Source organism: Streptomyces sp. NBC_00162, assembly GCF_024611995.1.
Lineage (GTDB): Bacteria > Actinomycetota > Actinomycetes > Streptomycetales > Streptomycetaceae > Streptomyces.
Window position 1 is genome coordinate 1,497,909 of the sequence record NZ_CP102509.1, and the last position, 24,437, is coordinate 1,522,345.

A 24,437-nucleotide genomic window follows, 5' to 3' on the forward strand; every position below is an offset into this window, starting at 1 on the left:
CCTGACGGGCCACGCCGGTTTAGGCGTTAGGCCGACTGGAGTGGTGGGACGCTCCTCGCGATCGCGGCAGCCGGCAATAGAATGCTCGGCTCGGCGCCGGGATCCTCGACCATGACGACGCCAGCCGTCTGAATGTCGAAGCCCATCGGCCAGATGGTGAGGTCGCTTGCCAGTGCGCCCTCCAATTTCGCCCGTGTCAGGTCGGCACCGGTGAGGTCGGTTCCGCGAAGGTCCGCCAGTCTCAGGTCCGCGCCAACAAACTTGGTGCCACGGCCCAGCGCCTTGCGCAGATTGGCCTCCCGCAGGTCGGCATCGGAGAAGTCGGCGTTGCCGAGGTCGGCCCTGACCATGCGAGCGCCACGCAGGTCGGCTTCAATGCAGCGGCTCTCGTGGAGAATCGACGTCCCGAGCTCCACGTGCCGCATGTTGGCCGCGATCAGCGATGCCTTGGTCAGGTTGACCTGGTAGATGCTCGCCGCTTCCAGGCATGCACCGTCGAAGTTGATGTGGTGCAGCCACAGTCCGTCGCAGTCGGCCCGACGCAGGTCGGTATAGCTGACGTTGAGCCAGTCGGGCTGGCGTTCCTGGCACAAGACTCCGAGACGGGTGAGCGCCACCTGGGCATCCGCGGCACGGGTCTCCAGCGGAGACACGGAGTTGATGGCGGCATCCGCTGCCGGGGAGTCCTGCCCGTGCGGAGGCCATGGCAAGTGGGTCCGAAGGAACGCGGCCATGATCGATATGACCGCCTCGCGGTCGTGAGGCGAATGGTCCGCGATTCGCCACAGCGCGTAGAGAGCACCGATCCGCACGTCCAGCTTCTCGCTGCCGAGCTGGTCGACTGCCCGGCTGAAGCGGTCAGTGATGTGCCCTTCTCGAGTGGCGTTCAATCCCTCCTGGCTAACCCTCAACTGCCGCCAGGTGGCGTACGCCCCGAAGAGGAGGACAGCGCCACCGGCCGCCTGCAGAAGTGTCGTGCGCACACTGTTGACGGCTCCGAGCCGTTCAGCGGCCGTGATCCGGGCACCCGCCAGATCGCGGTCGACCACCAGCCCCGGCAGCACCACGACGACTACGGCCAGCGCGGCCAGCACGGCCAGCACCGCCCCCGTCGTGAGGAGTGCGTTACCGACCCGACGACGTCGCAAGGCGCCCGGTATCCGGCGGCCATGAGCAGATCCCCCGTATCCATGCGCACATGATCGCAGGGCGATCCGGAAACCGGGCCGTCGCGATGCGTTCCGCAACCGGTCGGCGGCGCTGCCCCGTTGTCGACGGCCGAGCGTGCAGTATGAACCCGACTGACCTGTCGTCATGACCGAGGTGGGTTCGCATGCCCCGCAGCACCGCCGATGACGCCAGGCGGCGACACCCTCGGCTCCCGCGACGCATCGGTACCTGGCCGGCCGTGGGAGTCACGGTGGCCGTCCTCGTCGCCGCCAACCTGGCCCTGCACCGCTGGACGGGCCTGTGGGGCCTGGTGACGGCCGTCGTCGTCAGCGGCCTGCTGCTCGGTGTGCTCCGCTGGGCCGGCGGTACTCTCGCGGACGCTGGTCTGGCCCGGGACACGCTGGCCCGCGGTGCCCGCTGGGCGCTGGTCCTGATCGGCCTGGTCGGCGTGGTCTACCTGGCCGGGGCCCTGTTGCCGGCCACCAGAGGGCTGTTCGAGGACCGGCGGTACGAGGCGATGGACGGGGGCGAGGTGATGCTCCGCGCGTTCGTGCTGGTCCCCGTCGGTACGGTCCTGGTGGAGGAGATCGCCTTCCGCGGCGTGCTCTACGGCCTGGTGTACCGCGTCCGCGGGGCGCTCCGGGCGACCGCCGTGTCGAGTCTGCTGTTCGGCCTGTGGCACGTACTGCCGTCGCTGCACCTGGCGACCGCCAAACCGGCCGTGAACGCGGTCGTCGGCGATTCCGGGCTCGGGGCCGTACTGGCGGTGCTGGGGACCGTGCTGTTCACGGCGGCGGCCGGCGTCCTGTTCTGCGAACTGCGTCGGCGCAGCGGCAGCCTGCTGGCCCCCATGGGCCTGCACTGGGCGGTCAACGCGTTCGGCTACCTCGTCGGGTACCTGCTGCGCTGACCGGCGCTGCGGCGGGCTCAATTCTGCGGCGAGACGATGTTTTTCAGCTCGTTCAGGTCCTGCGCGGTGAATCCGCCGGGCCGCATGATGTCGTTCCAGGCGTCGACGTACGCAGCCTTGTACGTGTGGCCGTGGCCGTCCGGTACGCCGGTCGAGAACGGCAGGTCGGCGGTGACCTGCCAGAAGGTCACGAACGGAATCCAGACCATGTCTTCGAGCACGTCCGAGCCGGGCCGCTCCCCGATCCAGTCGGGCTCGGTGAGAGCCAGATTCGGGCTCCACCAGACGATCGGATCGGACGGGTGCATGAGGTAGAGCACCCGCGTGCCGTCCCACGGCCGGTCCGGCGGAGGCGTCCCGGTGGCCGGGTCGTCGGTGAACCGGACGGTCCGCCCCTCCTTGTAGACGGGTTCGATCTCGGAGCTGCCCGCGTCACGGTGGTCGCTGAACTCTCGGAAGAGGGTATTGAAGTTGGGCGGGCCGGCGAACACGGTGCCGGCGGTGCGGTTGCGCAGGTCGGCCTCCCCGCTGAAGGCCGTCTCACCGCCGAACGACCCCAGGCTCTCACCCGCCACGAACAGGCGCGGGCGCCGGTCCTGGGGCAGCTTGGACCATTTGTCGTAGACCGCGTCGAAGAGATCGCGGCCGGCCTCGCGCGCCTTGGACTGGTCCACCAGGTACGACATCCACGACGGCAGGTACGAGTACTGCATCGCCACGGTGGCCGCGTCGCCGTTGCCCAGGTACTCGAACGAGTCCACAGCGGCGGGATCGACCCAGCCGCTGCCCGTGGTGGTCATCACGAGCAGGTTCTCGCGGGTGAAACCGCCCGCCCGTTCGAGGTCCGCGACCGCCCGGGCCGCCCGGGCCTCCGTGTCGTCGGAGGTCTCCAGCCCGGCGTAGGCGCGGATGGGCTCCTGCGCCGTACGGTGGGTGAACGCGCCGATCTCCTGGGCCGAGGGTCCGCCGTCGGCGAACGCCCGGCCCTCCCGGCCCAGTGAGTCCCACGGCACCAGCGAGCCGGGTCCGCCCGAGCGCAGCGCCGACGTGGGCTGGTGCACACCTTCCGGGGTCTCCGTGTCGCGCAGCGAGAAGGCCTCGTTGGCCGCGTTCACGAAGCTGCTCAGCAGCAGCCCGGAGAACGCTGCCCACGCCAGGCCCGCCACCAGGAGCCAGCCGACCACCCGCGCCGCCCGCCTGCCGATCCAGCGCCCGAGCAGGTCGGCGGCCCGGTGGTACAGGGCCCGGAGCCCCCGCCCGGCCAGGAGCAGGAGCAGGAAGACGAGGGCGGCGACGAAGGGGCAGGCGACGGTGGCCAGCGCGTTGTAGTCGGTGACGCCCATGAGCCGGCGGATCTCGTGCTGCCAGTACTGGCCGAGCCCGAACGAGAGGCCGAAGAGCACGACCGCGCTGACGATCAGGACGAGCCACGACCGGCGCGAGGGGCTGCGCGCGTCCCGGTCGGCGAAGGCGCGCCACACGTAGGCGGCGACCACGCCCAGCCCGTACCCGATGGCCGCGCTGATGCCGCAGACCAGTCCCTGCAGTACGCCTCCGCGGGGAAGCAGCGACGGTGTGAAGGACAGGCACGCCAGGATGAGGGCGCCCCAGCAGCCGGGGACCGTGAGGTGAAGCCGTCGGCGGTGCTCGGGCGGTGCCGGCTCCTCCGACGGAGGGACCGGCGGGGGGTCATGCGTCATGGTGTCCTCCGCGGTCATGGTCCCAAGGCCCGGCTGGTCGTGCCATCCGGCGCGGACGGCTGCGGTTGGCAGGCCGCGCGGGGGCGGCGCTCGTAGCCTGAAGTGGGTGCCCGACTCATGTCCGGCAGCCCGTGGAGCCGCGGGAGGTTGTCAAATGAGCAGGCGTTGGACCGCGCGTCTGGCCCTGGCAGCGGGCCTGGCGGCGCTCGTGGTGCTGGTGGTGTTCGGAGGCCTCGCGAGCCTCCTGCTGATGGCGGTGGGGTGGGCAGGACTGGTCCTCACGGCGGCAGGCGTGTGGTGGATGCTCACCCACACCGGCTGGATCAGGGTGCTCGCCGGGCTTCTGGTGGTCATCGCACCGCTCGCCGTCCTGCTTCTGTACTCGGCCGCCGGGCTGCTGTGGGTCGTGCTGGCCTCAGTCGGCCTGTGGGCGCTGGCCGTCGCCGCGGGCAGCGCCGCTCTTGCCGAGGACACCGCGTCGAGCATGCCGGAGCACCCCGCCGTCCGGGCCGAGCGGCCCTTCGTGATCATGAATTCGCGCTCGGGCGGCGGAAAGGTCGGGAAGTTCCGTCTGGCGGAGCGGGCCAGGGCCCTGGGTGCCGAGGTCGTCGTGCTGGATCCGGCCCGGCGGCAGGACGTGGCCGAGCTGGCACGGCGGGCCGTCGAGGGCGGGGCCGACCTGCTGGGTGTTGCAGGCGGCGACGGTACGCAGGCCCTGGTCGCCGCCGTGGCCGTGGAGCACGACATTCCGTTCATGGTGATCAGCGCCGGCACGCGCAACCACTTCGCCATGGACCTGGGCCTGGACCGGCAGGATCCCTCCCACTGTCTGGAGGCACTGACCGACGGCGTCGAACTCCGCGTCGATCTGGGCTTCATCCATGAGGGAGAACCGGCGGACGGGAACACGGGGCGCGTCTTCGTCAACAGCGCCTCGTTCGGCGTGTACGCGGAAGTCGTGCAGAGTCCGGCCTACCGTGACGACAAGGCCCGCACCATTCTGGAGATGCTGCCGGCTCTGCTGACCCAAGCCAGCGGCTCGCGGCTGAGCGTCCGTGCGGATGCGCTGGTCCTGGACGGTCCCCAGGCCGTGCTGGTGAGCAACAACCCTTACCAGAAGGGTGATTCTGCGGGGCTCGGGCGCCGGGAGCGACTGGATTCCGGTGAACTGGGGGTGCTCGGCGTCGAAGTCTCGAGCGCCGCCGAAGCGGCGGGGCTGCTGCTGCACGGCAGGCAGGGCCGCGGGCTGACCGCCGTCACCGCCCGCGAGGTCGTCGTCGACGCCGACGCTCCCGCCATCCCGGTCGGTGTCGACGGGGAGGCCCTGGTGCTTTCCACTCCCGTGCACTGCCGTATCGCGTCCGGCGCCCTGCGCGTGCGCGTGCCGCGACACCGTCCCGGCGTGCCGCGGACCGCGCCCCCGATGGACTGGCGCCGGGTACGGCGGCTGGCGCTGACCATGGGACGGACCGCGGCAGGACAGGGCGCCGCCTGAGCGCCGGCTGTCGGAGCCTTCCGGTGTCTCCCACCCGGCGGGCGGTCACTGCCCGCCGGTGGGCGCGGGACCGGTGGACCCGGGTTCGGGCCCGGCGGGCGGTTCGGCGGTGGTGGGGGACGTCCACTGCGCTCCGGTGCGCAGCCGGAAGGCGGCGACCGCGGCCTCCACGGTGGGGAAGAAGTGGCGGGGGTCGATGGTCCGGGTGAGTTCGTACCGCTCGATCTTCCGCCGCACGGGGTCCTTGAGCTCGGCGAACACGAGGTGGATGTCTTCCGCGTTGAGCGCCTCGTCGAGCTCTTCCAGAACGTCGGCGGCGGTGGTGTCCACGTCGGTCATGGGCTCCGCCGCGACCACGATCCACCTCGGCCGCGGGTCCGTGCCGGCCAGCCGCCTGATCTCGTCCCGGAAGCTCCTGGCGTTGGCGAAGAAGAGCGGGGCGTCGAAGCGGTAGATCACCAGGCCCGGCAGCTGCTCGGCCTGCGGGTAGGAGCGGATGTCGTGGTAGCCCTCCAGGCCCTGCACCCGCCCCAGCACGGTGTCGTACGGCCACCAGGCCCGCCGGAAGACGTTGAGGACCGACAGGCCCACGGCGATGGCGATCCCGGGCAGCACGCCGAGCAGGGCCACGCCGGCGAAGGCCGCGAAGCACAGCAGGAACTCCGCCCTGCCCTGCCGCCACAGCCGTACGGCTCCCGGCAGGTCGGCCAGGGACAGTGACGCGGTGATGACCACGGCGGCCAGGGCCGGCTGGGGGAGGTTGCGGAACAGACCCGGTGCCAGCACGAGCATGAGGACGATCAGCACCGCTCCGACGACCCCGGTGAGCTGGCTCCTGGCCCCCGCGCGCTCCGCGACCGCCGTCCGGGATCCGCTGGTGCTGACGGGGAAGCCCTGGAAGAGGGCGGCCGCCAGGTTGGCCGCACCGACGCCCGCCATCTCCTGGTTGCCGCGGACCTCCTGCCCCGTACGGGCTGCGAAGGCGGACGCGTTGGAGATCGTGTCGGCCAGGGACACCAGGGCGATGCCCAGCGCACCGCCGAGCAGCGGCGCGAGGTCGGCGAGCCGCACGTCGGGGATCGTGAACGGCGGGAAGCCCTCGGGCAGTACCCCGACCAGGCCGACGCCGTGCTCGTCAAGGTCGAAGGCGGCGGCCGCGGCGATCGCCAGGACCACCATCACGAGCACCGCGGGGACCTTCGGCAGGAAGCGCTGCAGGACCAGGATCAGGGCGATCCCGCCGAGGCCCACGGCGGCGGCGGCCGGCACCGTCGCCCCGTCGGCGATCTTCCGCACGAGGCCGGCACACTCGCCGATCAGGTTGTCCGCCTCGACCTTGAAGCCGAGCAGTTTGGGCAGCTGACCGATCAGGATGGTCAGGGCCAGGCCGTTCATGTAGCCGATCATCGTCGGTTTGGAGACCAGGTCGGCGATGAAGCCGAGCTTCGCCACCGAGGCGAGGATCATGATGGCCGCGACCATGACAGCGAGCATCGACGCCAGTGCGACGGCCCGGTCGGGATCCCCGTCGGCGGCCACCAGGGGCAGTACGGTGGCGGCGATCATCGGCCCCAGCGAGGAGTCCGGGCCCAGCACCAGGATCCGGGACGGGCCGAACACCGCGTATCCGAGCAAGCAGAGGATCGTCGTGTACAGGCCGGTGATGGCCGGCAGGCCTGCCAACTCCGCGTACGCCATGCCCTGCGGCACCAGCAGCGTGGTCAGGACGACTCCCGCGACCAGGTCCTTGACCAGCCACTCGCGCCGGTAGGACGACACTGCGCGGATCCCGGGAACTGCCCGGAAGCGGGAGAGCACCCCGTGGCCGTAACGCCGAGTGGTCACGGACAGGCCTTCCTCAGGCGGCCTTCGACCGGCGGGCCACGAGTTTGCCCAGTTCCCACACGAGCAGGAGCGCGAGGGCGGCGAGCAGCGCCCAGCCGAACTGCCGCGCGTCGATCTCGGTCGTCCCGAGGATGCGCTGGAAGCCGTCCGTCTGGGTCACCAGCACGGAGAGCACGAACTGGGCCAGGGCCACCCAGTTCATCTGCTTGCTGTCGAACGTGGAGGTCGTCAGCACGGATTCCGTCTCGCTGCGGCATTCGAAGGCGGCCACGATCAGACAGAGCGAGAAGGCCGTGAACGCGATCGACTGGCCCGTCGCGACGCTGTCGTAACGGCTCTGGCCGAGCCGGATCAGCCAGAGCAGGAGGACGGTGATCGCGAGCCCGCCCAGCCCGACCGTGATGAGCACGGGCCGCGTGAGCACCGATTCCCCGCGCGGGCGCGGCCTGCGCCGCATGAGTCCGGCGCTCTCCCGGTCGAAGCCGAGCGCGAAGCCGAAGGAGGCGTTGACGACGAAGTGGATCCACAGCACCTGCGGCGGGGTGAAGGGCTCACCGGCGGCGATGTTGAAGACGGTGGCCCCGAGGAACGTCAGTACGAACGTGACCAGCAGGAGCAGGACGAACCGGATGTACTTGGTGAGGTTGTCGTAGATCGTCCGGCCCTGCTCGACGGCGTAGACGATGGTGGCGAAGTTGTCGTCGGAGAGGATCATGCGTCCGGCGTTCTTGGCCACGTCCGTGCCGCTGCCCATGGCGATTCCGATGTCGGCGGCCTTGATGGCGGGAGCGTCGTTGACGCCGTCCCCGGTCATCGCCACGACCTCGCCCTTCTTCTTGAGCGTGTTCGCGAGCAGCACCTTGTGCTCCGGGGCGACCCGCCCCACCACACCGATCCCCTCGATGCGGGCGAGCTGCTCCTCCTCGCTCATGGCGGCGAAATCGGAGCCGAGAACGGCCTCGCCGGGGATCCCGATCTGCCGGGCGATCGCCGCCCCGGTGGTGACGTCGTCCCCGGTCACCAGGCGGACCCGGATGTGCGCCGCCTGCGCGTCGGCCACCGCGGCCCTGGCCTCCTCACGGGGCGGATCGACCATGCCGACGAGACTGGTCATCCGCAGGTCGGTGACGTGCGCGAGCAGGTCGCCGTCCGGATCGAAGCCGTCCGGCTCCAGGTCGCGCATGGCCGCGGCCATCACCCGCCGCCCCTCGCCGCCCATCCTCTCGCTCTCCTCCTCGGCCCGGCGGAGCAGGTCGGCGTCCCACGGGACGGTCTCGCCCGCCGCGAGCGCGGTGGCCGCCCGCGCCATCACCGCCGGGGCCGCGCCTTTGACGAAACAGCGCACGACCTGCCGCCCGGAGGCGTCGACCGCCGAGTGGAAGGTGGCCATCAGCTTGTACTCGGGGTCGAACGGCAGGGTGGCGAGCCGGGGAAGGGCGTCCCTCGTGGCGTCGGTGTCCAGGCCGGCCTTGTGCGCGAGCACCAGCAGCGCCCCCTCGGTCGGATCGCCCACAACCTCGCCGCCCACCAGCTTGGCGTCGCTGGCCACCACGTACGGCAGGATCGCGTCCTCGATCCCCGCGGCGGACCCGGCGGCGTGGTGGACCTTCCCCGCGAGTCCGTAGCCCGTGCCCGACACGGTGTACCGGTCGGTGGGGCTCAGAACTTCAACGGCGGTCATCTGGTTCATCGTCAAGGTGCCGGTCTTGTCCGAGTTGATCGCCGACGTGAACGCCAGCGTCTCCACCGACGGCAGTTCCTTGACGATGGCGTTCCGCTTCGCCAGGTTCAGGCTCCCGACGGACAGGATCGCCTGGGTCACGGTCGGCAGGGCCTCGGGAATGGCCGCGATGGCCAGCGAGACCGCGCTGACGAACAGGACGTCCCAGGCCTGGTCCCGCTGGCGCCCCAGGGCGAACATCACGATCATGGTGAGGCCCGCCGCACCCGTGATCCACAGGGTCAGCCGGTCGAGCTCCTTGGTGAGTGGCGGCACCTCCTTCTCGGTGGCCGACAGCATGCCGGAGATCTTGCCGAGCTCGGTGTCCGCGCCGGTCGCGGTCACGACCATGACGCCGCTGCCGTGGGTGACCGGGGTGTTCATGAACGCCGTATTGGTCTGATCGCCGGGCGAGAGCCGGCTGCCCGCCAGCGGGCCGGTCTCCTTCGCGGCGGGAACGCTCTCACCGGTCAGCGCCGACTCGTCGATCTGCAGGGCGCTGGCCTCGATGAGACGTCCGTCCGCCGGCACCTGGTCCCCGGCGGAAATCAGCACGACATCACCGTCGACGAGCTGTTCGGCGGGGATCTCGGCCTCCCTGCCGTCCCTGCGCACCCGGGCCGTCGCCTTCATCATCGACTTCAGCGCGTTCATGGCGCTCTCGGCCTTGCCCTCCTGGCGCAGGCCCACGACCGCGTTCAGCAGCGTCAGTACGATCAGCAGGATCGCGGTGGTCCACTCCTGGATGACCAGCGAGACGATCGCCGCGGCCACCAGGACGATCTGCATGTAACTGCGGTACTGGGCGAGGAAGCGGCGCCAGGCCGGTGTCCGCTGCTCCTCGGGCAGGGCGTTGGGGCCGTGTGCGGCCAGGAGTTCGGCGGCCCGGGCCGCGGACAGGCCGGCCGCGGGATCGACATCGAACGCCGCCACGACCTCCTCGGGGGAGCGCGCGTACCAGCCGTCCCCGGCAGCCCGGGGCTGTTCCGCCACGGAATCCGACCGCACCGTCATGGTTGTGCCTCCGATCCGGGGCCGCGGACGCGTCCGGGCCGGCCGCGCGCCGCCCGAGGGCCGCTAGCCACGCTTCTTCTTCGGCTTGCTCCTCGGCTTGCCGTGCCGGGCGGCGTACGGGTCGGCCGGGGCGCCGGCGGGCGCCTCCTTCTCCAGCGCCCGTTTGGTGACGAGCAGGTCCTTGCGGGCCTCTTCCCCCACATCGGGGTACTGAGGATCGATGTCCATCAGGGTGTGCGCGAGGATCGCCCCCGCGCAGAGCCGCGCGAACCACTTCCGGTCCGCCGGTACGACGTACCACGGCGCCCACTTCGTACTCGTGGCCGACAGCATCTCGGAGAACGCAAGCTGGTAGTCGTCCCAGCGGCGCCGCTCCCGGACGTCCGCCGCGGAGAACTTCCAGTTCTTCTCCGGCCGGTCGATCCGCTTCAGGAAGCGGGTGCGCTGCTCCTCCTTGGACAGGTTCAGGAAGATCTTCACCACCTTGAACCCGTTGTCCGTGAGGTAGTGCTCCCAGCGGTTGATCTCCCGGTAGCGGCGGTCCCAGATGTCCGGCCCGAGTACCTCCTCCGGCAGCTTCTGCCGCAGGAGGAGTTCGGGGTGGACCCGTACGACGAGGACCTCCTCGTAGTGCGAGCGGTTGAAGATGGCGATCTCGCCGCGCTCGGGCAGCCGCCGGGCGTAGCGCCACAGGTAGTCGTGGTCGAGTTCCTCGGAGGAGGGCACCTTGAAGCTGCTGACCCGTACGCCCTGGGGGTTGACGCCGCTCATCACGTGGCGGATCGTCCCGTCCTTGCCCCCGGCGTCCAGCGCCTGGAGGGCGAGCACCACGCCGTACGTGTCCTGGGCGGCCAGCCGCTCCTGGTACTCGGCGAGCAGCGACACCCCGGTCCGCAGCAGCTCCATCCCCTCGCGCTTCTTCATGCCGGCCTTGTAGCGGGGATCGAAGTCCCGTTCCAGACGCACCTTCGACCCCGGTCGCACCCGTAGCGGCTCGATGAAGTCCGCGATGCGTTCGGCTCTGTCGTCGGACATCAGCGCTTGCCCCTTCCCCGGCCCCCGGCGGTCACGGCCCGTCCCCCGCTGTGTCCGGGGTGCTCCCGGTGGCGGCGGCGAGCGCCTTCCGGGACCGGCGTTCGGCCAGGATCGGGACGTACTTCCTGACCCTGGCCTGCCGGAACGCGTCGTACGAGGCCTCGACCGTCGCCTCCACGGTGTCGGCGTCGACCGACGGGTAGGCCGCCTTCAGCCGAGCCACGATGGTCCGGACGGACGCAAGTTCCTCCGGGGTGGGTGACCACTCTTCCGTTGTCCGCGCCCCGGGATCTTCCATGGCGGGTGAGGTCCCGGTCCGTTCCGCGCCCTGGAGCGTTGCAGGTGCCATATCCCACGACCTTCGGACCGCCGGTCCGCGCATGCCGACATCGGGTGAGGGTGTTCGTCACGGCGATTCTCTGCCAAACGGGACAAGATCGCCCATCGGGTGCGCGGATGTGGGAAGGCAGGCCGTGCGCCCGGGCCCGGCAAGGTCCGGAAGCGACGGCCTGGGGGGTGTCTTGCCGTGGGTGTGGCGGCGTTCGAGCTCGGTGTAGGCCTCGCGCACTTGCTCCAGCGGGTAGACGTTCGCGATCGGCACTGCGGAACGAGCTGGCAGCCACTACGTCAGTCCACCCTGGACAACATCATCGCAGTTCAGCGCACTCTTCCCCTGGCCTTCAAGCGAGTTGGGGGAGTTCCGGAGCTGGAATCGGAGCGCCGTCGTAGCCCTTGACCTCGCCGTATCGGGTGCCGTTCATCCACTCCCCGCGGAAGCCTGCAATATCCTCCTGGGACCGTCCGATCCAGTTCCAGAACGTAACACGAGATATCCGTCTTCGTGCAGGTCAGGAATGGATTGGAACCTCTGGGGTCAGCAAAAGGTCAGCATTGGCGCCCCAGGAGTCCCGCACCACATGGCAACGAAGTCTCTGCCCCATGGCATGGGCACCTTCTACAAGGACTGCGAGCACCCGCAGTCCCGCTGGTCGAAGTGCCCGCACGACTACACGCTCCGTTACCGCAACGCCGCCGGGAAGCAGACCGAGGAGGCGGGCTTCTCCACCCAGGAGAAGGCCATCGCCCGCCTCACCGCGGTCTACCAGGAGAAGAAGGCCGCTCCCCGGAATCGGAGCAAGGCCGACCGCATCCAGAAGTACGGCGCGATGCAGTTCCGCGAGTACACCGCGGAATGGAAGGCCGGCCAGCGCGACCTCGCCGAGTCCTCGCTCCGCACCCTGGATTCCCTCCTAGAGCACCACATCCTCCCGACGCTCGGCAGCCGCCGGATGAGCACCTTCGACCACAAGGTCGTCGACGGCTTCATCCGGACCATGGAGCGGAACGGCGCCGGCCTCGCCACCCAGTCCAACGCCTTCGACAAGGTGAAGTCGGTCCTCCTGGACGCCTACCGCCTCGGCATCTACACGGAGAACCCCGTCCTGGGCGTCAAGCCGCCGCAGTACGACCCCGAGCGCGCGGTCATCCCCTCCCCGCCCAGCTCCGCGACATACGCACCGCTGGCGACGACCGGTTCCTCCTGATCGCCGACCTCATGAGCGGCTGCGGCATGCGCAACGGCGAAGCCTTCGCCGTCAACATCAACAACCTCGTCGCCGGCGACGTCTACCGCATCACCGAACAGGTCAACCAGACCACCAAGACCTACGGCCGCCTCAAGCACCGCAAGCCCACCGACTACCGCGACGTCCCCCTCCCTGCACGCGTCCGGGAGACGATCGAGTGGTACGCCGACAAACACGGCACGGTCGACGGCTACCTCCTCCGCCACCCAATGGACCCCACGAGGCCGTTCCTCGCCTACTACCTCCAGAATCAGTGGCAGCGCATCAAGCGTGCCGGCGAGGTCGAGGTCCCCGACGGCATGGTGATCTACAGCCTGCGCCACTTCTTCGCGTCAAACTGCCTCACCAACGGCATCCCCATCACCGACGTCGCCGAATGGATGGGCCACAAGAGCCTCGACATCACCTTCAAGATCTACCGCCACCTCATGCCCGGCTCCATCGGCAAAGCAGCCAAGATCCTGGACGTCGGCCTGGCTGCATGACGCCCCAGGCAGCAGGTCTTTGGACGGCGCATACCGGGGAGAGGGATTCGGGCATGCGACCTGAGCTGCAGCCACGGTACGGGATCAGGAACACGAAACTCCGGAGCCCGGGCGTCCCAATCGCCGTAGTCTGACCGGGTGAATCTCAGCACCTCGTTGACTCCGCCCCTGAGTCTTGCCGCCACCACCGTTCGGCGTCCGAAGCCCATACCGGGACGGACGGGTCAGCGGCGGTGAGGCTCACCCAGTTGAAGGTCATCAACTACGCCCGTCTGCAAGACCTCGACATTGAGGTCCGCAAGCACCTTGTCATCGTGGGCGCGAACGATGTCGGCAAGACGTCGCTCCTGCGGATGCTTAACCTCACGCTGGGCGCCACGCTCGGCCAGCTGTACCAAGGTCTGTCCCGGGCGGATCTTCGAGACCAGGACCAGCCGCTGACCGTGGAGGCAGTGCTGGCTGACTTCTCCAGCATTGAGAGCGCGCTGTTCCACCGTGAAATCGACATAGATGCCTTCTCCGGCGCCATGTCACTGACGGTCCGTCTCGATGTGCAGCCCGACGAGGATGACGTGGAGGCTGTTGTCATCCACCGGGTCCTTACCGGTACGGCAGACCATCGCGCGCCGACCCGCCAGCAGCTGGACGCATTGGGCTGGCGCTACCTGCCAGCCACACGCGGAACGAGTGGGGCGCAGCTCGGGGGCCCCAACAGTGCCCTGCAGCTGATGTTCGACAGCCTCGACCTGGGCGCGGAGACAGCCGTCCTCACGGAGATCCTCGGCGACTTCAATGACAAACTCCACGTCAGCGAGAGTTTGACCGAGCTCCGCAAGAAGATCGCCGAGCACCTGGCCAAAGCAATGCCTCGCTCAGTCACCGCCGACGATCTAGCTGTGCGCACCGCAGCCGACCCAGGGACGTCCGTGCTGGAGGGCGTGTCGATGTTCCTCCACCGAGATGACCAGTACGTGTCGATCGCGGAGCAGTCGGATGGCCTGCGCCAGCTGATGGCGCTCACCCTGTTCGACCTTGCCGAGAACGCCGCGAACATCATCGCGGTCGACGAGCCGGAGCTCCACCTTCATCCTGCCAGCCAGCGGACCATCGCCGAACTGTTTGCCGCGGCCAAGAACCAGAAGATCGTCTGCACGCACTCGCCTTATGTACTGCAGCGGTTCGAGCCAGGGCAGGTTTTGGTGGTCGCCCCCGGTGGAGAAGTGCACCAGATCCCGGATGCCGGCCTGGGCGCGGTGGAGAAGCTCCGCTCCCAGTGGTGGTCGCCGCGCCTGCTTGAAGCGCTGACCGCCCGCTACGTCATCGCGGTGGAAGGCGTGGCTGACAGGATCATCGTAGAAGCGGCAGCACGGGCACTCGGTATCGGGCTCGACCGGCTCGGCGTCGTCGTCTTCGAACTGGACGGTGCCCACAAGTTTCGGCACGTCTACAAGATGCTCGGCACGAATGGCTTCGGCGTGCACGTCCTCGGTCTTGTAGACAAGGCCGAGGAAGGCATCTTCGTTGGTGCCATCGGGGGTAACCGCAGGGACCTGGTCGGGACGAAGGTCTGGTCAAGTGACAGTGACCTGGAGGACGAGTACTGCAAGGCGCTGACGGGACCTGCCGTCGGCCGTATCCTCATCGACGCAGAGGTATGTCGGCTCGAAGGGCTGCTTCAGGCATGCGGTGCCTCCCGCGAGGACGAGCTCACTGACACAGCCGTCGCAGCCTACTGCCGCAAGAACAAGACCGATGCAGCTACGGCCGTCGCGTACGCCATGACCCGCGAGCACGCGACGGCGATCGACAGCGTGGCCGGAATCCTCATCAAGGCCAAAGAACTGGCCGAACGATGAACCAGGGCACGCTGGACCCGGCCTACAGCCCTGCGGCGAACCTATTGGCCATCGCGCCGCCGGGCTGCGGCAAGACCGAGCTGCTCGCCCGTCGCGCGGTGCATCTACTCGGCGGGCTGCAGCCCCACCAGCGCATCCTCGCGCTGACGTTCTCCAACCGCGCGAAGCAGAACCTGCGTGAGCGCCTGCTTCGCGCTCTGGGTCCCCAGCGCTTCGCGCGCCATGTCCGAGTCACCAACTTTCACGGCCATGCTGCTGAGATCATCCGTGCACACGGCCGGACACTCGGTCTTGATCCGAACACTCCGATGCCTGGCCGTTCCACCCTCGCAGGCGCGATCTCAGCCTTTACCGATGGCATGGACGTCGGCCCTGCCATCAACCGGAAGAAGGCCATCGAAGCTGCCCTGTCCGCGGCAAAGCAGGGCCCGTACGACGACGATGAAGTGCGCGAAGCCCTCACCGCCAGCGGCAACACGTACGCCCAGCAGATCGAGGCGGAGCGTATCGAAGCGGGGATCTTCCACTTTGAGGACCTGCTCCGGCACGCGCAACGGCTGCTCAGGGTCGAGAAGGTCGCCCGCCTATACCAGCTGCACTACGGTGCGGTTCTGGTCGATGAGTTCCAGGACATGTCGCCGCAACAGCTGGAGATCGCCCTCGCGAGCAGCGCGACGAACCGGACCTTCGTCGGCGATCCCCTGCAGGGGATCTTCAGTTGGGCTGGTGCCAAGCCAGCGGAGGTGGAACGAAGGCTGAGGGAAATCTGCGGCAAACCACAGCGGCTCAGTCTCTCCTATCGCTCTTCCCCTGCGGTGCTCGACGTCGTAAACCACGTTGCAGCCGAACTCGGCGATGTCACCGATCTCCGGGCAGTTCAGCCTGATGCCTGGCCCCAGGGCGGGGCGGCGGCCGCAGCAGGGTTCAACAGCGGGGCCGAGGAGGCGGGGTGGATCGTAGACAGGGCAACCGAGATCCTCGCTGCATTTCCCAAGGCAACCGTAGGCGTCATCACTCGGTCTGGATGGCGCCGCAAATACGTTGATGCGGCGTTCTCGGACGCAGGCCACCTGAATTGCCAGCGCTGGGACCTCGCGATCGAGGACAGCAGTATGGTCCAGCGGCTGGTGGTCACCGTTGCCAAGCTGCCGCGCCAAGCCGATATGGAGACACTGCGGGGCGTGGTGCTTGGGGGCATCGACCCGTGCGATGTCGACACGATGGAACAGGCGGCGAGCGCCCTCTCAGAGTTCGAGAGCCTAGCCACCCGGGCAGGGTCTCTCGCCGCAGCGGCATCCCAACTCCGTGTTGTCGACGAGGACTCAGCGATCGAGCCCGGTGTCCACCTGCTCAACGCCCACACGGGTAAAGGCCAGCAGTTCGACTGGGTTTTCATGCCCGGCTTCGAGTCCTGGCACATCCCAGATAGTCGAGCCGAGACCACAGAGCAATTGGAGGAGGAACTTAGGGTCGTCCTCGTCATGGTCTCCAGAGCACGCCACGGAATCGTCATCACCCGCGCGCGCTCCCTCATATCCAAGGCCGGCAGACCCTACCCCACGCGAGAGAGCCAATGGTGGCCATTGGTTATCGAACCATGCCTGATGAACGCCAACACCCTCGTCCGGCACATCTCCACACTGGCGACCTACTGAGGTTTTCAGGGTGGGGTCGGTGGGTCGATGGCCAGATGTGTGGCCGTGAGGCAGCCGTCGACCAAGTGGGGTCGGAGTTGGATTCTGTGTAACTCGCGGCGGAGTGTGCGGTCGAGGTCGTCGGGTGTGGCGAAGGCGGTGTTGGCCATCGCTCTGCGCACGAGTGACCAGACGGCCTCGACGGGGTTCAGGTCGGGTGCATAGGGCGGGAGCCGGACGGTGGTGAGCCAGTCGTGCTCGGCCTCGTAATGTTTCAGCCCCGCGGCCAGGTGGGTGTTGAGATTGTCCCAGACCACCACGATCGGGCCGCCGAGCTGGATGTGAGCCCGCACCAGCAGGTCGCGGTAGTCCTTCCAGGAGAAGCTCTTGCGTGCACCCTTGAGCAGGAGATGAGTGCGGGGCCGGTGGATGAGACGGCTGTGTTCACCGGGTTTGTAGCAGCACAGCGCGGCGACCGAGGTCCGGCGGCGGGACCTGCCGCGCACACGGATGACAGGGGTCTGTCCGCGCCGGCCCCAGGTGCGGGCACGGGGCGGAGTCATCGAGAAGCCGGCTTCGTCCTCGAAGACGATCCAGGCACCGGACGCCGCCGCGAGGCTTTTACCCCCGGCCACACCTCCTTCTTCCACAGCTCCACCGCGTGCTCGTCACGCTCGAGGGCTCTGCGGGCGGGCGCCTGCCAGGACCAGCCGTGCCGTCTCAGCAGCCGCCACACCGTCGCCACCGACAGGCTCACCCGAAGATGCCGACGGATCAGGGTCTGGACCCGGGCCAGGGTCCAGCGTTCGTCTTCGAAGCCGTGTGCCGACGGCCCCTTGCCGAGTTCCTCCTCGAGCACAGCGAACTGTTCATCGGTGACGGTCGGGGCGTTCGCCGGACCCGTCGAGCGCAAGGCATCCATGCCGCGCTCGCGCCAGGCACGGCGCCAGCGTTCCACGGACCGCACACTCACCCGCAGGTCCTTCGCGATGACCGCGGTCTTCTCACCCGCCGCGAACCGCACGCCGGCCTGAAGCCGGATCCCCTCACGAAACGCCCGACGCTCAGCGGTCAGGCCCCCGCCCTCTGGATACCTCACCTCACCGGCATACCGCAGGGATCATCAACCGTCACTACCCGACGACAACCCGAAAACCTCAGTAAGCGAGCTCGCGCATCGCAGACCTCGTCTCGCTCCTCTCGTCGCATGGCAGCCACCAGGCTCAGGTATCAAAGCATTCGGTGTCCGCTGTGCGGCAGGCGCGCTTGCCGCACAGCGGACACCGCGAATCGCGACGCCAGCCACAGTGACGATGACGAAAGTGCAGGTGACGCAGACCCTCGGAGAGGCCTTTACCGACATCGCCGATCGAGCGGTGGGCACCGGCTCATGCAGATCTGACCTGGGCCAACGTGATGGGATCGGAGTTCTCCATCATCGATTGGGAGGACTGGGGCATGGTGCCCCGAGGCCTGGACGCCGCCACGATGTGGGGCAACGCTCTGGCCGTCCCGGCGCTCGCGAACCGCGTCCAGCATGAGAGGCGTACAGACTTGAAAGCAGGGTCGGCACGCGGATGTCGCTGTTCTTCCTGTCGAAGATCGTCGGGCCTCACGCATGCGAGGGGGACCCTCTGCTGGCTCCATCCCGGAAGGAGGCCGAGCGCCTGGTGGCCGAGCTTCAGCGCTGACGGTGTGGATGGAGGGTCCAGAGGTACTGGCTGACAGCGACAGTGCCTACCTGGGCGTCAAGGGCCTGGACCAGCTGGGCCAAATGGCCAGGATCGTCAGAATGGCGTTACGCCATCAAGGTGGCAGCACGAGTTCCGGCTCGACTGCCACCTCCGACTGCCTGATCACCGCCACCAAGCTCCCGATCGTCACGGAGGCGTCTGAATACCTCCGCCGTTCGACACAGCATCCAATCGAAGTGGCGTGCTAAACGAGTTCGACGGGAACATCCTCGTCTTCGTCGGCTGCCGTCTCAGGATCTGCTGCTGCGGGATCGGTGACCGGCGTGCCGTCGCTGTCGGCGAGTGTGCGTCGGTAGTGCGGATGGTCCTGGTCCATCTGCAATGCGGCGTGCAGGGGGACGGGGTACTTGGTGCGGTGCTGCCAGGCCATGGCGATGTCACACAAGCTCCAGGTGAGGCGGGCGAGGGGCTCCCCCATCTCCGCCGGGCACTCAAGAGTGACGATCTCCAAGGCAGTCATGGAGTAGTAGTTCGGACCGATCTCGTCCTTGTTGACTTTCTCTACGGGAGGGCGTGCCTCCCACCTGGTCTTGCGTTCTCCCTTGCGGTAGTGGCCGTTGCCGTCGTGTTGATGGGTCATGTTGACCAGGAGCCAGGAGCGCCCGTCTTCCTGGTCGGTGGGCAGCCGGTTGAGGAGAGTGGTGGTGATGGCCTCCTCTTGCTCCCCCTTGCGCCAGTGGATCATGCGGACAGGTCGCCCAACCTCACTCATGCTCTTGTTGAGCCTGATGACGGCGGCAGGACGGTACTTTGCCGCCCGCGTCGCGCCGGGGGTCCACGCCGTGCGGGGCGGGGGTGTTTGGCCAGCCCTTTTGTTGTGCAGGCCGGGCCACAGACGGCGGCAGGCGATGCCGTCTACGGTGACGGTGTAGGCGATGCCGCCGAGGTAGTGGTGGAGGTCTTCCAGGGCCTGGTCCAGAACGAGCGCGACCTTCGCGTTCTCTTCGGGACTGTCGTCGGCTTCGGTCAGGTTGCCCTTGAGAAGCGGCCGCGAGTGGAACGCGGCGACGGCCTCATGGTAGGGACGCCAGCGGCCGGTCAGGACGTCCCAACCGTGCAGGGTCCAGGCTCCGCCAGGTCGGGTGGGGGGCTTGAGGGTGGTAGCCGCGATGGAGATCTTGGCTCCGGGGTCGCCCTTCTGCTTGGCCTGCCGACGTACGTGGATACCGCAGTGCGCTAGTTCGGTGGGCTGATAGGGGCCGACGGGTGCGCCGAAAGCCCGGTAGTCGAACCGCTCGTCGACAAAGCCGAGGGAGCGATGGAGGTCGATCAGAGAGGCCCGGACCTCGTAGTCCACTGCCTGCTTCTCAGCACCTTCCTTGCCCTTCTTGGCCTTGGACTTCGCGGCCGGCCGGGCGTTGTTGATGAACTGCGAGACGATTCCCTTAGCGCCGAGGATGGTCCGGACCTGGTGTTTGGCGTCCTGATCGTCCTTGGGCGGCTTGGGGCGGCCCTCCTTGCCGTCTCCATACTCGGTCTCTGCCAGGACTGCGAGGATCTCACCCGGTTCGACTGCCAGACTGGAGAGGCCGTCGGCGACCCTCTTGCGAGCCGTGAAGTCGCCGTGTTCGAGCAAGTCGGGGACGTGGCGAAACTCGGCGAGCACTCGGCCTGTATGGAGTTCCCACCTCTTGCCATCGATGGGGTCGGCGGCCGGGTCCAGGCCATAGGTGGACGCGAGGGTAGAGATCATCCGAAGTCGGATTGGGTCGCTGCTCCACAGGCACAGCACGCGCAGGCGTTCAGCCCCGATCGCATCAAGGGAGCGCAGGACACTGGCCAGCGGCATGACGTAGGCGTCGGAGGTTTCCTTCGGGGCGCCGCGGACGGCCTTCCTCTTGACCGGGATGCTGGTCAGGGGTCGGGAGTCCTCGCCGAGGAAGCCGTGGACCCAGTCGTAAGCGTCCCGCAGGAACTGGGTGCCGACGCCGGCGCCAACGGGGAAGCCGTAGTTCTTGGAGACGATGGGCCGCAGATTGTGGTCGGGGCCGAGATCGGCAATGGTCTCCTCCGCCTCCCGGGCCTTGTCCTCGGCCCGGAACCGGGCGTCGATCTGGTGGAGAGCGGACTCACCCAGGCTCATGGCAGCCAATGTCTCCAGGGCCATCCTGCTTACTCCCCGGGCCCGGCCGCGCCCATCAAGACCTACTTCCATCACGGGCCGGGTGGGGCTGGCTTGCCGAACCAGAACGTTCCGTGTGAAGTCCATGTTCCAACGGGCGCGGGACGCTGACGCGGACACCAACAGGAGAGGATCATTGATGTCCCGCGCGGTCTTCATGCTCAACCGCATCCGGGCGAAGGCATAGCGGATGCGCTCCAGCTCTTGGTGTTCCTTGACGGCCGTGGCGCCATCGGCGTCACGCCAGACGTCATCCCAGGCGACGAGGCCGCCGGTGGTGTCGGGCATCAGCTGGTACTCGTTGCCACCGGAGACGAAGGGCAGCCTGGACAGGCGGCGGGACAGGTCCCAAGTGATGCTGTTGTAGACCCAATTCGGGGCATCGGGCTGACCCTCTGGGGTGCGGTCGAGGAAATCGGCGATCAGCCGCTCCTCCTGCGTGGCAGCCGCGTACACCTCCGCCAGGCGCGGAGGCACGTTGGGGTCGATCTCGTGAATCTTGCGGCCCATAGAGAGCCCGTGCAGGTAGGAGAACACCCGCTGGACGGTGGTGTCGCTGATGGGGTCACGGCTGACCAGGAGGCCAGTGTCGCGGTCCAGCCACACGTAGCCCCCGGTCATCGCCCTCAGGGTGATGGGGACGATGGAGTGCGGGGGCTGAGCCTCGGACTTCTTCGTCCGCTGCTTGTAGGCGTTGCGGAAATTCCTCCACTGTGTGAGGCCATCATCGCCAATGTCGCGGACGTAAACGGTGCTGTCCCGAACGACGTCCCTGGTGATCCGGAAGGCGAGGTACTCGGTGTAAGGGTTCTGGTCTTCGTCAGCCATGGAAGGGAGTGACTCCTGGAGTTCGGGGTCTAGTTGATCGGGTCGATGCCGGCGTACGCAAGGAAGGCGGCCAGGGCCTCGCCATAGATGTCATTCATCCGGGCGCGTTCCTGGGGGGACCACTTTTGGTAGATGCGCTCCAGAACGGTCGCGAGTCCGCCCTGCCAGGCCTCCAGGTGGAATGCGTGGTCCACCAGGTGCAGGGTCATGTCGGTACCGCCTCGGCGGGCACGGCCGGCGAGCTGGATCATGTCCACGATCATTCCGGCGACGATTTCGTTCTGGAGGGCCTGAGACAGGGACTGGAACCCCGGGGCGGAGCGCAAGATCAACGAAAGTCGATCCCAAGCCTTCTCCCGGGCCTCAGCGAGGGCCTGAACGGGGTCGATCCCCTGCTTGCCGCGGAAGGAGTTCATGCCGTACGCGTTGATGGATGCGTACATTTCGGCCGGATCTGTCAGCAGCGCGAGGGGGCGTGTACACAGGTAGACGGAGCTGATCGCGGACCTGATGCCGGTCACAATGTTCAGTCCGCGGGCAATGCGAGCCATCGGGACGATGAGGATGCTTCCCCGCTTGGGGAAGGACTCGAACTCGTCTGGGGTCAGTTCGATGATCTTCTCAGGGAGTTCAGGCAGGTCTCGGCGTGCGTCTCGGTCGGCGGGGATGGCCACGCACAAGCCGTCCTTGCTGCGGAACTCGGGTGCGTTGAAGATCCCTAGGGCCAGGTAGCGGCAGTGCTCGTAGCTATTCGCGACCAAGACGACATTGGCCCGATCTCTGTCCTCGCGCTCCAGGCGCTCCAGCTCTCGGTGGATCTCGTCCCGGTACAGGGCCTCTCCGAGGGCCTTGAGGGCCTTGGGTTTGAGGTGCTGGGCGTTACCGGAAATCTGGATGGGGTTGTTCAGCAGGTCGGTGAAGGTCTGGCGACGCGCCCGGATGGAGTCGGGCGCGGCGTCGGTCATCCACCACTTGACCTTGGAGTGGATGTGCTCGCGGACAGCCTCGGGAAAGTAGGCGGTCGCGGACAAGCCCATGACAACGCGTTCTCTATCGGCGGCGACCAGTGAGACCACCGATCCGAGCTGCGCCGTGTAGGTGTGAGGGTCGCCGGTCATGGTCTGGGATGTGAACTCGGCCGTGTTCTCGGGGTCGTCCAGGCCGGTGAGGCGGTATCCGAACAGAGCCCGGCCGAGCATGCCGTAGGGGATGGCCTTGGATCCTACGGCGCCGTCGAGGCGTTCGGAGATGCGGCGTACTTCGTCGCTGGTGACGGACTTGAGGTCTGACAGCTTGGCCATGAGCCGGCCAAGGATGTCGTCCAGCTCTGCCAGCCAGGTGCGGATGACCAGGAGGGTGATGGCTTCGGCCCGGTCGTGGAGGTCGGCAATGAGGCCGCCCAGAAGCTCGTGCAAACGGTGCTTCGCGTGGTTGAGGACGTTGTCCCCGCGAGGGGAGAGAAGGTCCGTCAGCGTGGCACGCACCCCGTCGTAGGGCGCTTCGAGGGGTTCAGGCCGCACAAGGTCGGGGTGTGGGTCGTCGGACAGCCCAAACACCGTCCGCGGGGGCCGGAGCGAATTGAGCCGGCCGAAGAGGTACTCCGGCATCTCGTGGTCGTCGCTGTTGACCTCGCCGGGGAACAGGAGCCGGATCAGGCGCCGGTCCCGGCTTCCGGCAATGTGCCAGCCGGTGGACTTCACCTCGCCTTCGTCGTCGGTGTCGTGCCGCAGGTGGATCTGTCCCTGGCAGGCGGCCGCAAGGAAGAAGTCAGTGAGGTAGATGGCGTGGGCAACCAGCGGGATCAGCTCCTGAGAGGTTCCGCTGGGTCGGTTCTTGAGTGCCCGGTGGATCTGAGGGAGGAAGGTCTCCTTGTTCATCCGGGAGGAAAGGACCAGCTCTGTCGAGCACTTCCCGACCGCGATGGACTGGAATTGGTCGACCTCGTCCAGGACGATTGCGTGAGAGCGACGCAGGAGGAACTCCTCCACGGACAGGCGTTCGGCCGGCCGGTCGCCGAAGGCGACGGGAATGGGCATCCGGCCGCCCATGAAGTTATGGTGATTGGTCACGATCACGTTGGCGTTCAGGGCGAGGTGGTGCTGCTGATATTTCCCGCAGGAGGTCATCCACGGGCAGCAGCGGGTGCCTTTGAGTGGCGGGAACGGCCGCAACCCAGTACAGGGCTCTTTCCCGTGCGGGTAGGGGTGCGTGGACGACAGAAACGGCTTCATCCCGCAGCCGTAGGAAAGCTGGTCGAGCTTCCACCGCACCTTGTCGTCCACGGCCCGGATTGCACCCTCGGTGCGGGAGACAGCCTTCATCGCCCGATTGTGGAGACCGTAGGCAGACATCAGTGGCACGCACGCGCTTTCGGCGTCGACCCCGTAGCCGTACTTGTCTGCCAGCCATGCGAGATCTTCGCGGATCTCCAGGGCCGTCATCAAGCTTGCTTCCACCGTCGGGAGGACCAGCGTGACAGTCATCTGCTTCACGGTGAACCACGACCCCAGCACACGTACCATCACGCTCTTGCCAGTGCCAGTGGGGGCGTTGAAGACCTCCATCGGGCCAGCGGTCAGGCGCAGGAGCTCCGAGGCTGGCATCGTGTCGGATGTCTTGACCTGCGCTAACAGACCCCACAGGACACCATGCAGATACGGGATGGACATGCGGGTGTCGATCTTCGTCGCGAGGGCGAGTAGCTCCTCCACCGGAATGCTGATCTCTGCTGTGCTCGGAGCGATCTCGGTGCGAGCTGTCTCGAGACTCTCACCGGCTGGGAAGGCAGGAATGTCCACGCGCCCGCTGATCTCACCCGGGCCGGTCTCGTAGATCGTGCGTGTCAGCCACGACCCAGGGCTTGCAGGCTCACCTGCCGCGCCGACCCCGCCACGCTTGGCCGTCTTCGCTAGGATTCGGTCTGCGTAAGCGAGCAGGTCACCCCCTACGCGTGGAATCACTGCCTCGCACGTCTCCGGGGGCCCAACTGCTGTGAAGTTCCTGATCGCCACCCCCTTGACGCTGGTGTCCAGCAATCGCGAACGGCCCGCCCGGGTTACCCCGGAAGCCGATGCGTACTCCGCCGGCGCGATCCTCGCGGCCGCGGCAATCCGCTGCTTTTCCCCGAGCGGCAGACCATGCCACGCACCCCATTTGTCGTACTGCCCGGACAGCAAGAAAGCCGCATGCCGGAACGTCCCCGCCACTGCGTCCTGGTCGTGATCCTTGTCAGGGAAGTAGTGCGCAGCCAGGGCCAGGGCCACCAGCAGAGCCCCTTCATCCC

At 67.7% G+C, this 24,437-nt stretch carries 16 protein-coding genes and 1 pseudogene; 6 read left to right on the forward strand and 11 right to left on the reverse strand.

The window, feature by feature from the left end; genetic code table 11:
* Positions 1–26 precede the first annotated feature (26 nt).
* Entirely contained in the window at positions 27–1,103 is a 1,077-nt protein-coding gene (locus JIW86_RS07705; protein ID WP_257553100.1) for a pentapeptide repeat-containing protein, read from the reverse strand.
* 305 nt (positions 1,104–1,408) lie between these two features.
* Between JIW86_RS07705 and JIW86_RS07710 the strand changes: the two genes are divergently transcribed.
* A complete protein-coding gene (locus JIW86_RS07710) occupies positions 1,409–2,080 on the forward strand; it encodes a CPBP family intramembrane glutamic endopeptidase (protein ID WP_257553101.1) in 672 nt (223 codons plus the stop codon).
* 17 nt (positions 2,081–2,097) lie between these two features.
* Here JIW86_RS07710 and JIW86_RS07715 read toward each other — a convergent pair whose 3' ends face one another.
* On the reverse strand, positions 2,098–3,780 hold the full coding sequence (locus tag JIW86_RS07715) for an alpha/beta hydrolase (protein ID WP_257553102.1): 1,683 nt from the start codon (positions 3,778–3,780) through the stop codon (positions 2,098–2,100).
* A 154-nt stretch (positions 3,781–3,934) separates the two neighbouring features.
* Between JIW86_RS07715 and JIW86_RS07720 the strand changes: the two genes are divergently transcribed.
* Positions 3,935–5,275, forward strand: a complete 1,341-nt coding sequence (locus JIW86_RS07720) for a diacylglycerol/lipid kinase family protein (RefSeq protein ID WP_257553103.1) — start codon at positions 3,935–3,937, stop codon at positions 5,273–5,275.
* Positions 5,276–5,320: 45 nt separating this feature from the next.
* Here the strand turns inward: JIW86_RS07720 and JIW86_RS07725 are convergent, their stop codons facing one another.
* The 5 genes and pseudogenes from JIW86_RS07725 to JIW86_RS07745 all read right to left on the reverse strand — a co-directional run.
* Positions 5,321–7,120 carry a SulP family inorganic anion transporter gene (locus JIW86_RS07725; RefSeq protein ID WP_257553104.1) on the reverse strand — a complete coding sequence of 600 codons (1,800 nt, stop codon included), beginning with the start codon at positions 7,118–7,120 and terminating at the stop codon, positions 5,321–5,323.
* A 13-nt stretch (positions 7,121–7,133) separates the two neighbouring features.
* Positions 7,134–9,854 carry a cation-translocating P-type ATPase gene (locus tag JIW86_RS07730; RefSeq protein WP_257553105.1) on the reverse strand — a complete coding sequence of 907 codons (2,721 nt, stop codon included), beginning with the start codon at positions 9,852–9,854 and terminating at the stop codon, positions 7,134–7,136.
* Positions 9,855–9,917: 63 nt separating this feature from the next.
* Positions 9,918–10,889, reverse strand: a complete 972-nt coding sequence (locus JIW86_RS07735; protein WP_257553106.1) for a polyphosphate kinase 2 family protein — start codon at positions 10,887–10,889, stop codon at positions 9,918–9,920.
* Positions 10,890–10,920: 31 nt separating this feature from the next.
* A complete protein-coding gene (locus tag JIW86_RS07740; protein WP_257553107.1) occupies positions 10,921–11,238 on the reverse strand; it encodes a three-helix bundle dimerization domain-containing protein in 318 nt (105 codons plus the stop codon).
* A 308-nt stretch (positions 11,239–11,546) separates the two neighbouring features.
* Positions 11,547–11,713 (reverse strand): annotated as a pseudogene (locus JIW86_RS07745) (pirin family protein); the annotation flags it as partial.
* Positions 11,714–11,806: 93 nt separating this feature from the next.
* Between JIW86_RS07745 and JIW86_RS07750 the strand changes: the two are divergent.
* The 4 genes from JIW86_RS07750 (at position 11,807) to JIW86_RS07765 (ending at position 16,471) form a co-directional block, all read left to right on the forward strand.
* Positions 11,807–12,433 (forward strand): hypothetical protein, encoded by a 627-nt coding sequence (locus JIW86_RS07750; protein WP_257553108.1) that lies wholly within the window; start codon positions 11,807–11,809, stop codon positions 12,431–12,433.
* Positions 12,434–12,459: 26 nt separating this feature from the next.
* Positions 12,460–12,960 carry a tyrosine-type recombinase/integrase gene (locus JIW86_RS07755; protein WP_257553109.1) on the forward strand — a complete coding sequence of 167 codons (501 nt, stop codon included), beginning with the start codon at positions 12,460–12,462 and terminating at the stop codon, positions 12,958–12,960.
* Between the two features lie 248 nt (positions 12,961–13,208).
* Positions 13,209–14,816 (forward strand): ATP-dependent nuclease, encoded by a 1,608-nt coding sequence (locus JIW86_RS07760; protein ID WP_257553110.1) that lies wholly within the window; start codon positions 13,209–13,211, stop codon positions 14,814–14,816.
* Positions 14,813–16,471 carry a UvrD-helicase domain-containing protein gene (locus tag JIW86_RS07765; protein WP_257553111.1) on the forward strand — a complete coding sequence of 553 codons (1,659 nt, stop codon included), beginning with the start codon at positions 14,813–14,815 and terminating at the stop codon, positions 16,469–16,471. Before JIW86_RS07760 ends, JIW86_RS07765 begins: the two co-directional genes overlap by 4 nt.
* 5 nt (positions 16,472–16,476) lie before the next feature.
* Here the strand turns inward: JIW86_RS07765 and JIW86_RS07770 are convergent, their stop codons facing one another.
* From JIW86_RS07770 to JIW86_RS07785, 4 genes are all read right to left on the reverse strand, one after another.
* Positions 16,477–17,013, reverse strand: coding sequence for a transposase (locus JIW86_RS07770; RefSeq protein WP_257559204.1), 537 nt, complete (start codon positions 17,011–17,013; stop codon positions 16,477–16,479).
* On the reverse strand, positions 17,010–17,549 hold the full coding sequence (locus JIW86_RS07775; protein ID WP_257552434.1) for a winged helix-turn-helix domain-containing protein: 540 nt from the start codon (positions 17,547–17,549) through the stop codon (positions 17,010–17,012). The genes JIW86_RS07770 and JIW86_RS07775 overlap by 4 nt, the downstream gene beginning before the upstream one ends.
* Before the next feature lie 839 nt (positions 17,550–18,388).
* Positions 18,389–21,154, reverse strand: coding sequence for an RNaseH domain-containing protein (locus JIW86_RS07780; RefSeq protein WP_257553112.1), 2,766 nt, complete (start codon positions 21,152–21,154; stop codon positions 18,389–18,391).
* A gap of 29 nt (positions 21,155–21,183) precedes the next feature.
* Entirely contained in the window at positions 21,184–24,417 is a 3,234-nt protein-coding gene (locus tag JIW86_RS07785) for a hypothetical protein (RefSeq protein WP_257553113.1), read from the reverse strand.
* Between the last annotated feature and the right edge of the window lie 20 nt (positions 24,418–24,437).

Coding starts and splice junctions, on each gene's coding strand:
- JIW86_RS07730 (WP_257553105.1), bottom strand. CDS start 9,854: ATGACGGTGCGGTCGGATTCCGTGGCGGAACAGCCCCGGGCTGCCGGG.
- JIW86_RS07765 (WP_257553111.1), top strand. CDS start 14,813: ATGAACCAGGGCACGCTGGACCCGGCCTACAGCCCTGCGGCGAACCTA.
- JIW86_RS07780 (WP_257553112.1), bottom strand. CDS start 21,154: ATGGCTGACGAAGACCAGAACCCTTACACCGAGTACCTCGCCTTCCGG.
- JIW86_RS07755 (WP_257553109.1), top strand. CDS start 12,460: ATGCGCAACGGCGAAGCCTTCGCCGTCAACATCAACAACCTCGTCGCC.
- JIW86_RS07740 (WP_257553107.1), bottom strand. CDS start 11,238: ATGGCACCTGCAACGCTCCAGGGCGCGGAACGGACCGGGACCTCACCC.
- JIW86_RS07770 (WP_257559204.1), bottom strand. CDS start 17,013: ATGACTCCGCCCCGTGCCCGCACCTGGGGCCGGCGCGGACAGACCCCT.
- JIW86_RS07715 (WP_257553102.1), bottom strand. CDS start 3,780: ATGACGCATGACCCCCCGCCGGTCCCTCCGTCGGAGGAGCCGGCACCG.
- JIW86_RS07720 (WP_257553103.1), top strand. CDS start 3,935: ATGAGCAGGCGTTGGACCGCGCGTCTGGCCCTGGCAGCGGGCCTGGCG.
- JIW86_RS07735 (WP_257553106.1), bottom strand. CDS start 10,889: ATGTCCGACGACAGAGCCGAACGCATCGCGGACTTCATCGAGCCGCTA.
- JIW86_RS07750 (WP_257553108.1), top strand. CDS start 11,807: ATGGCAACGAAGTCTCTGCCCCATGGCATGGGCACCTTCTACAAGGAC.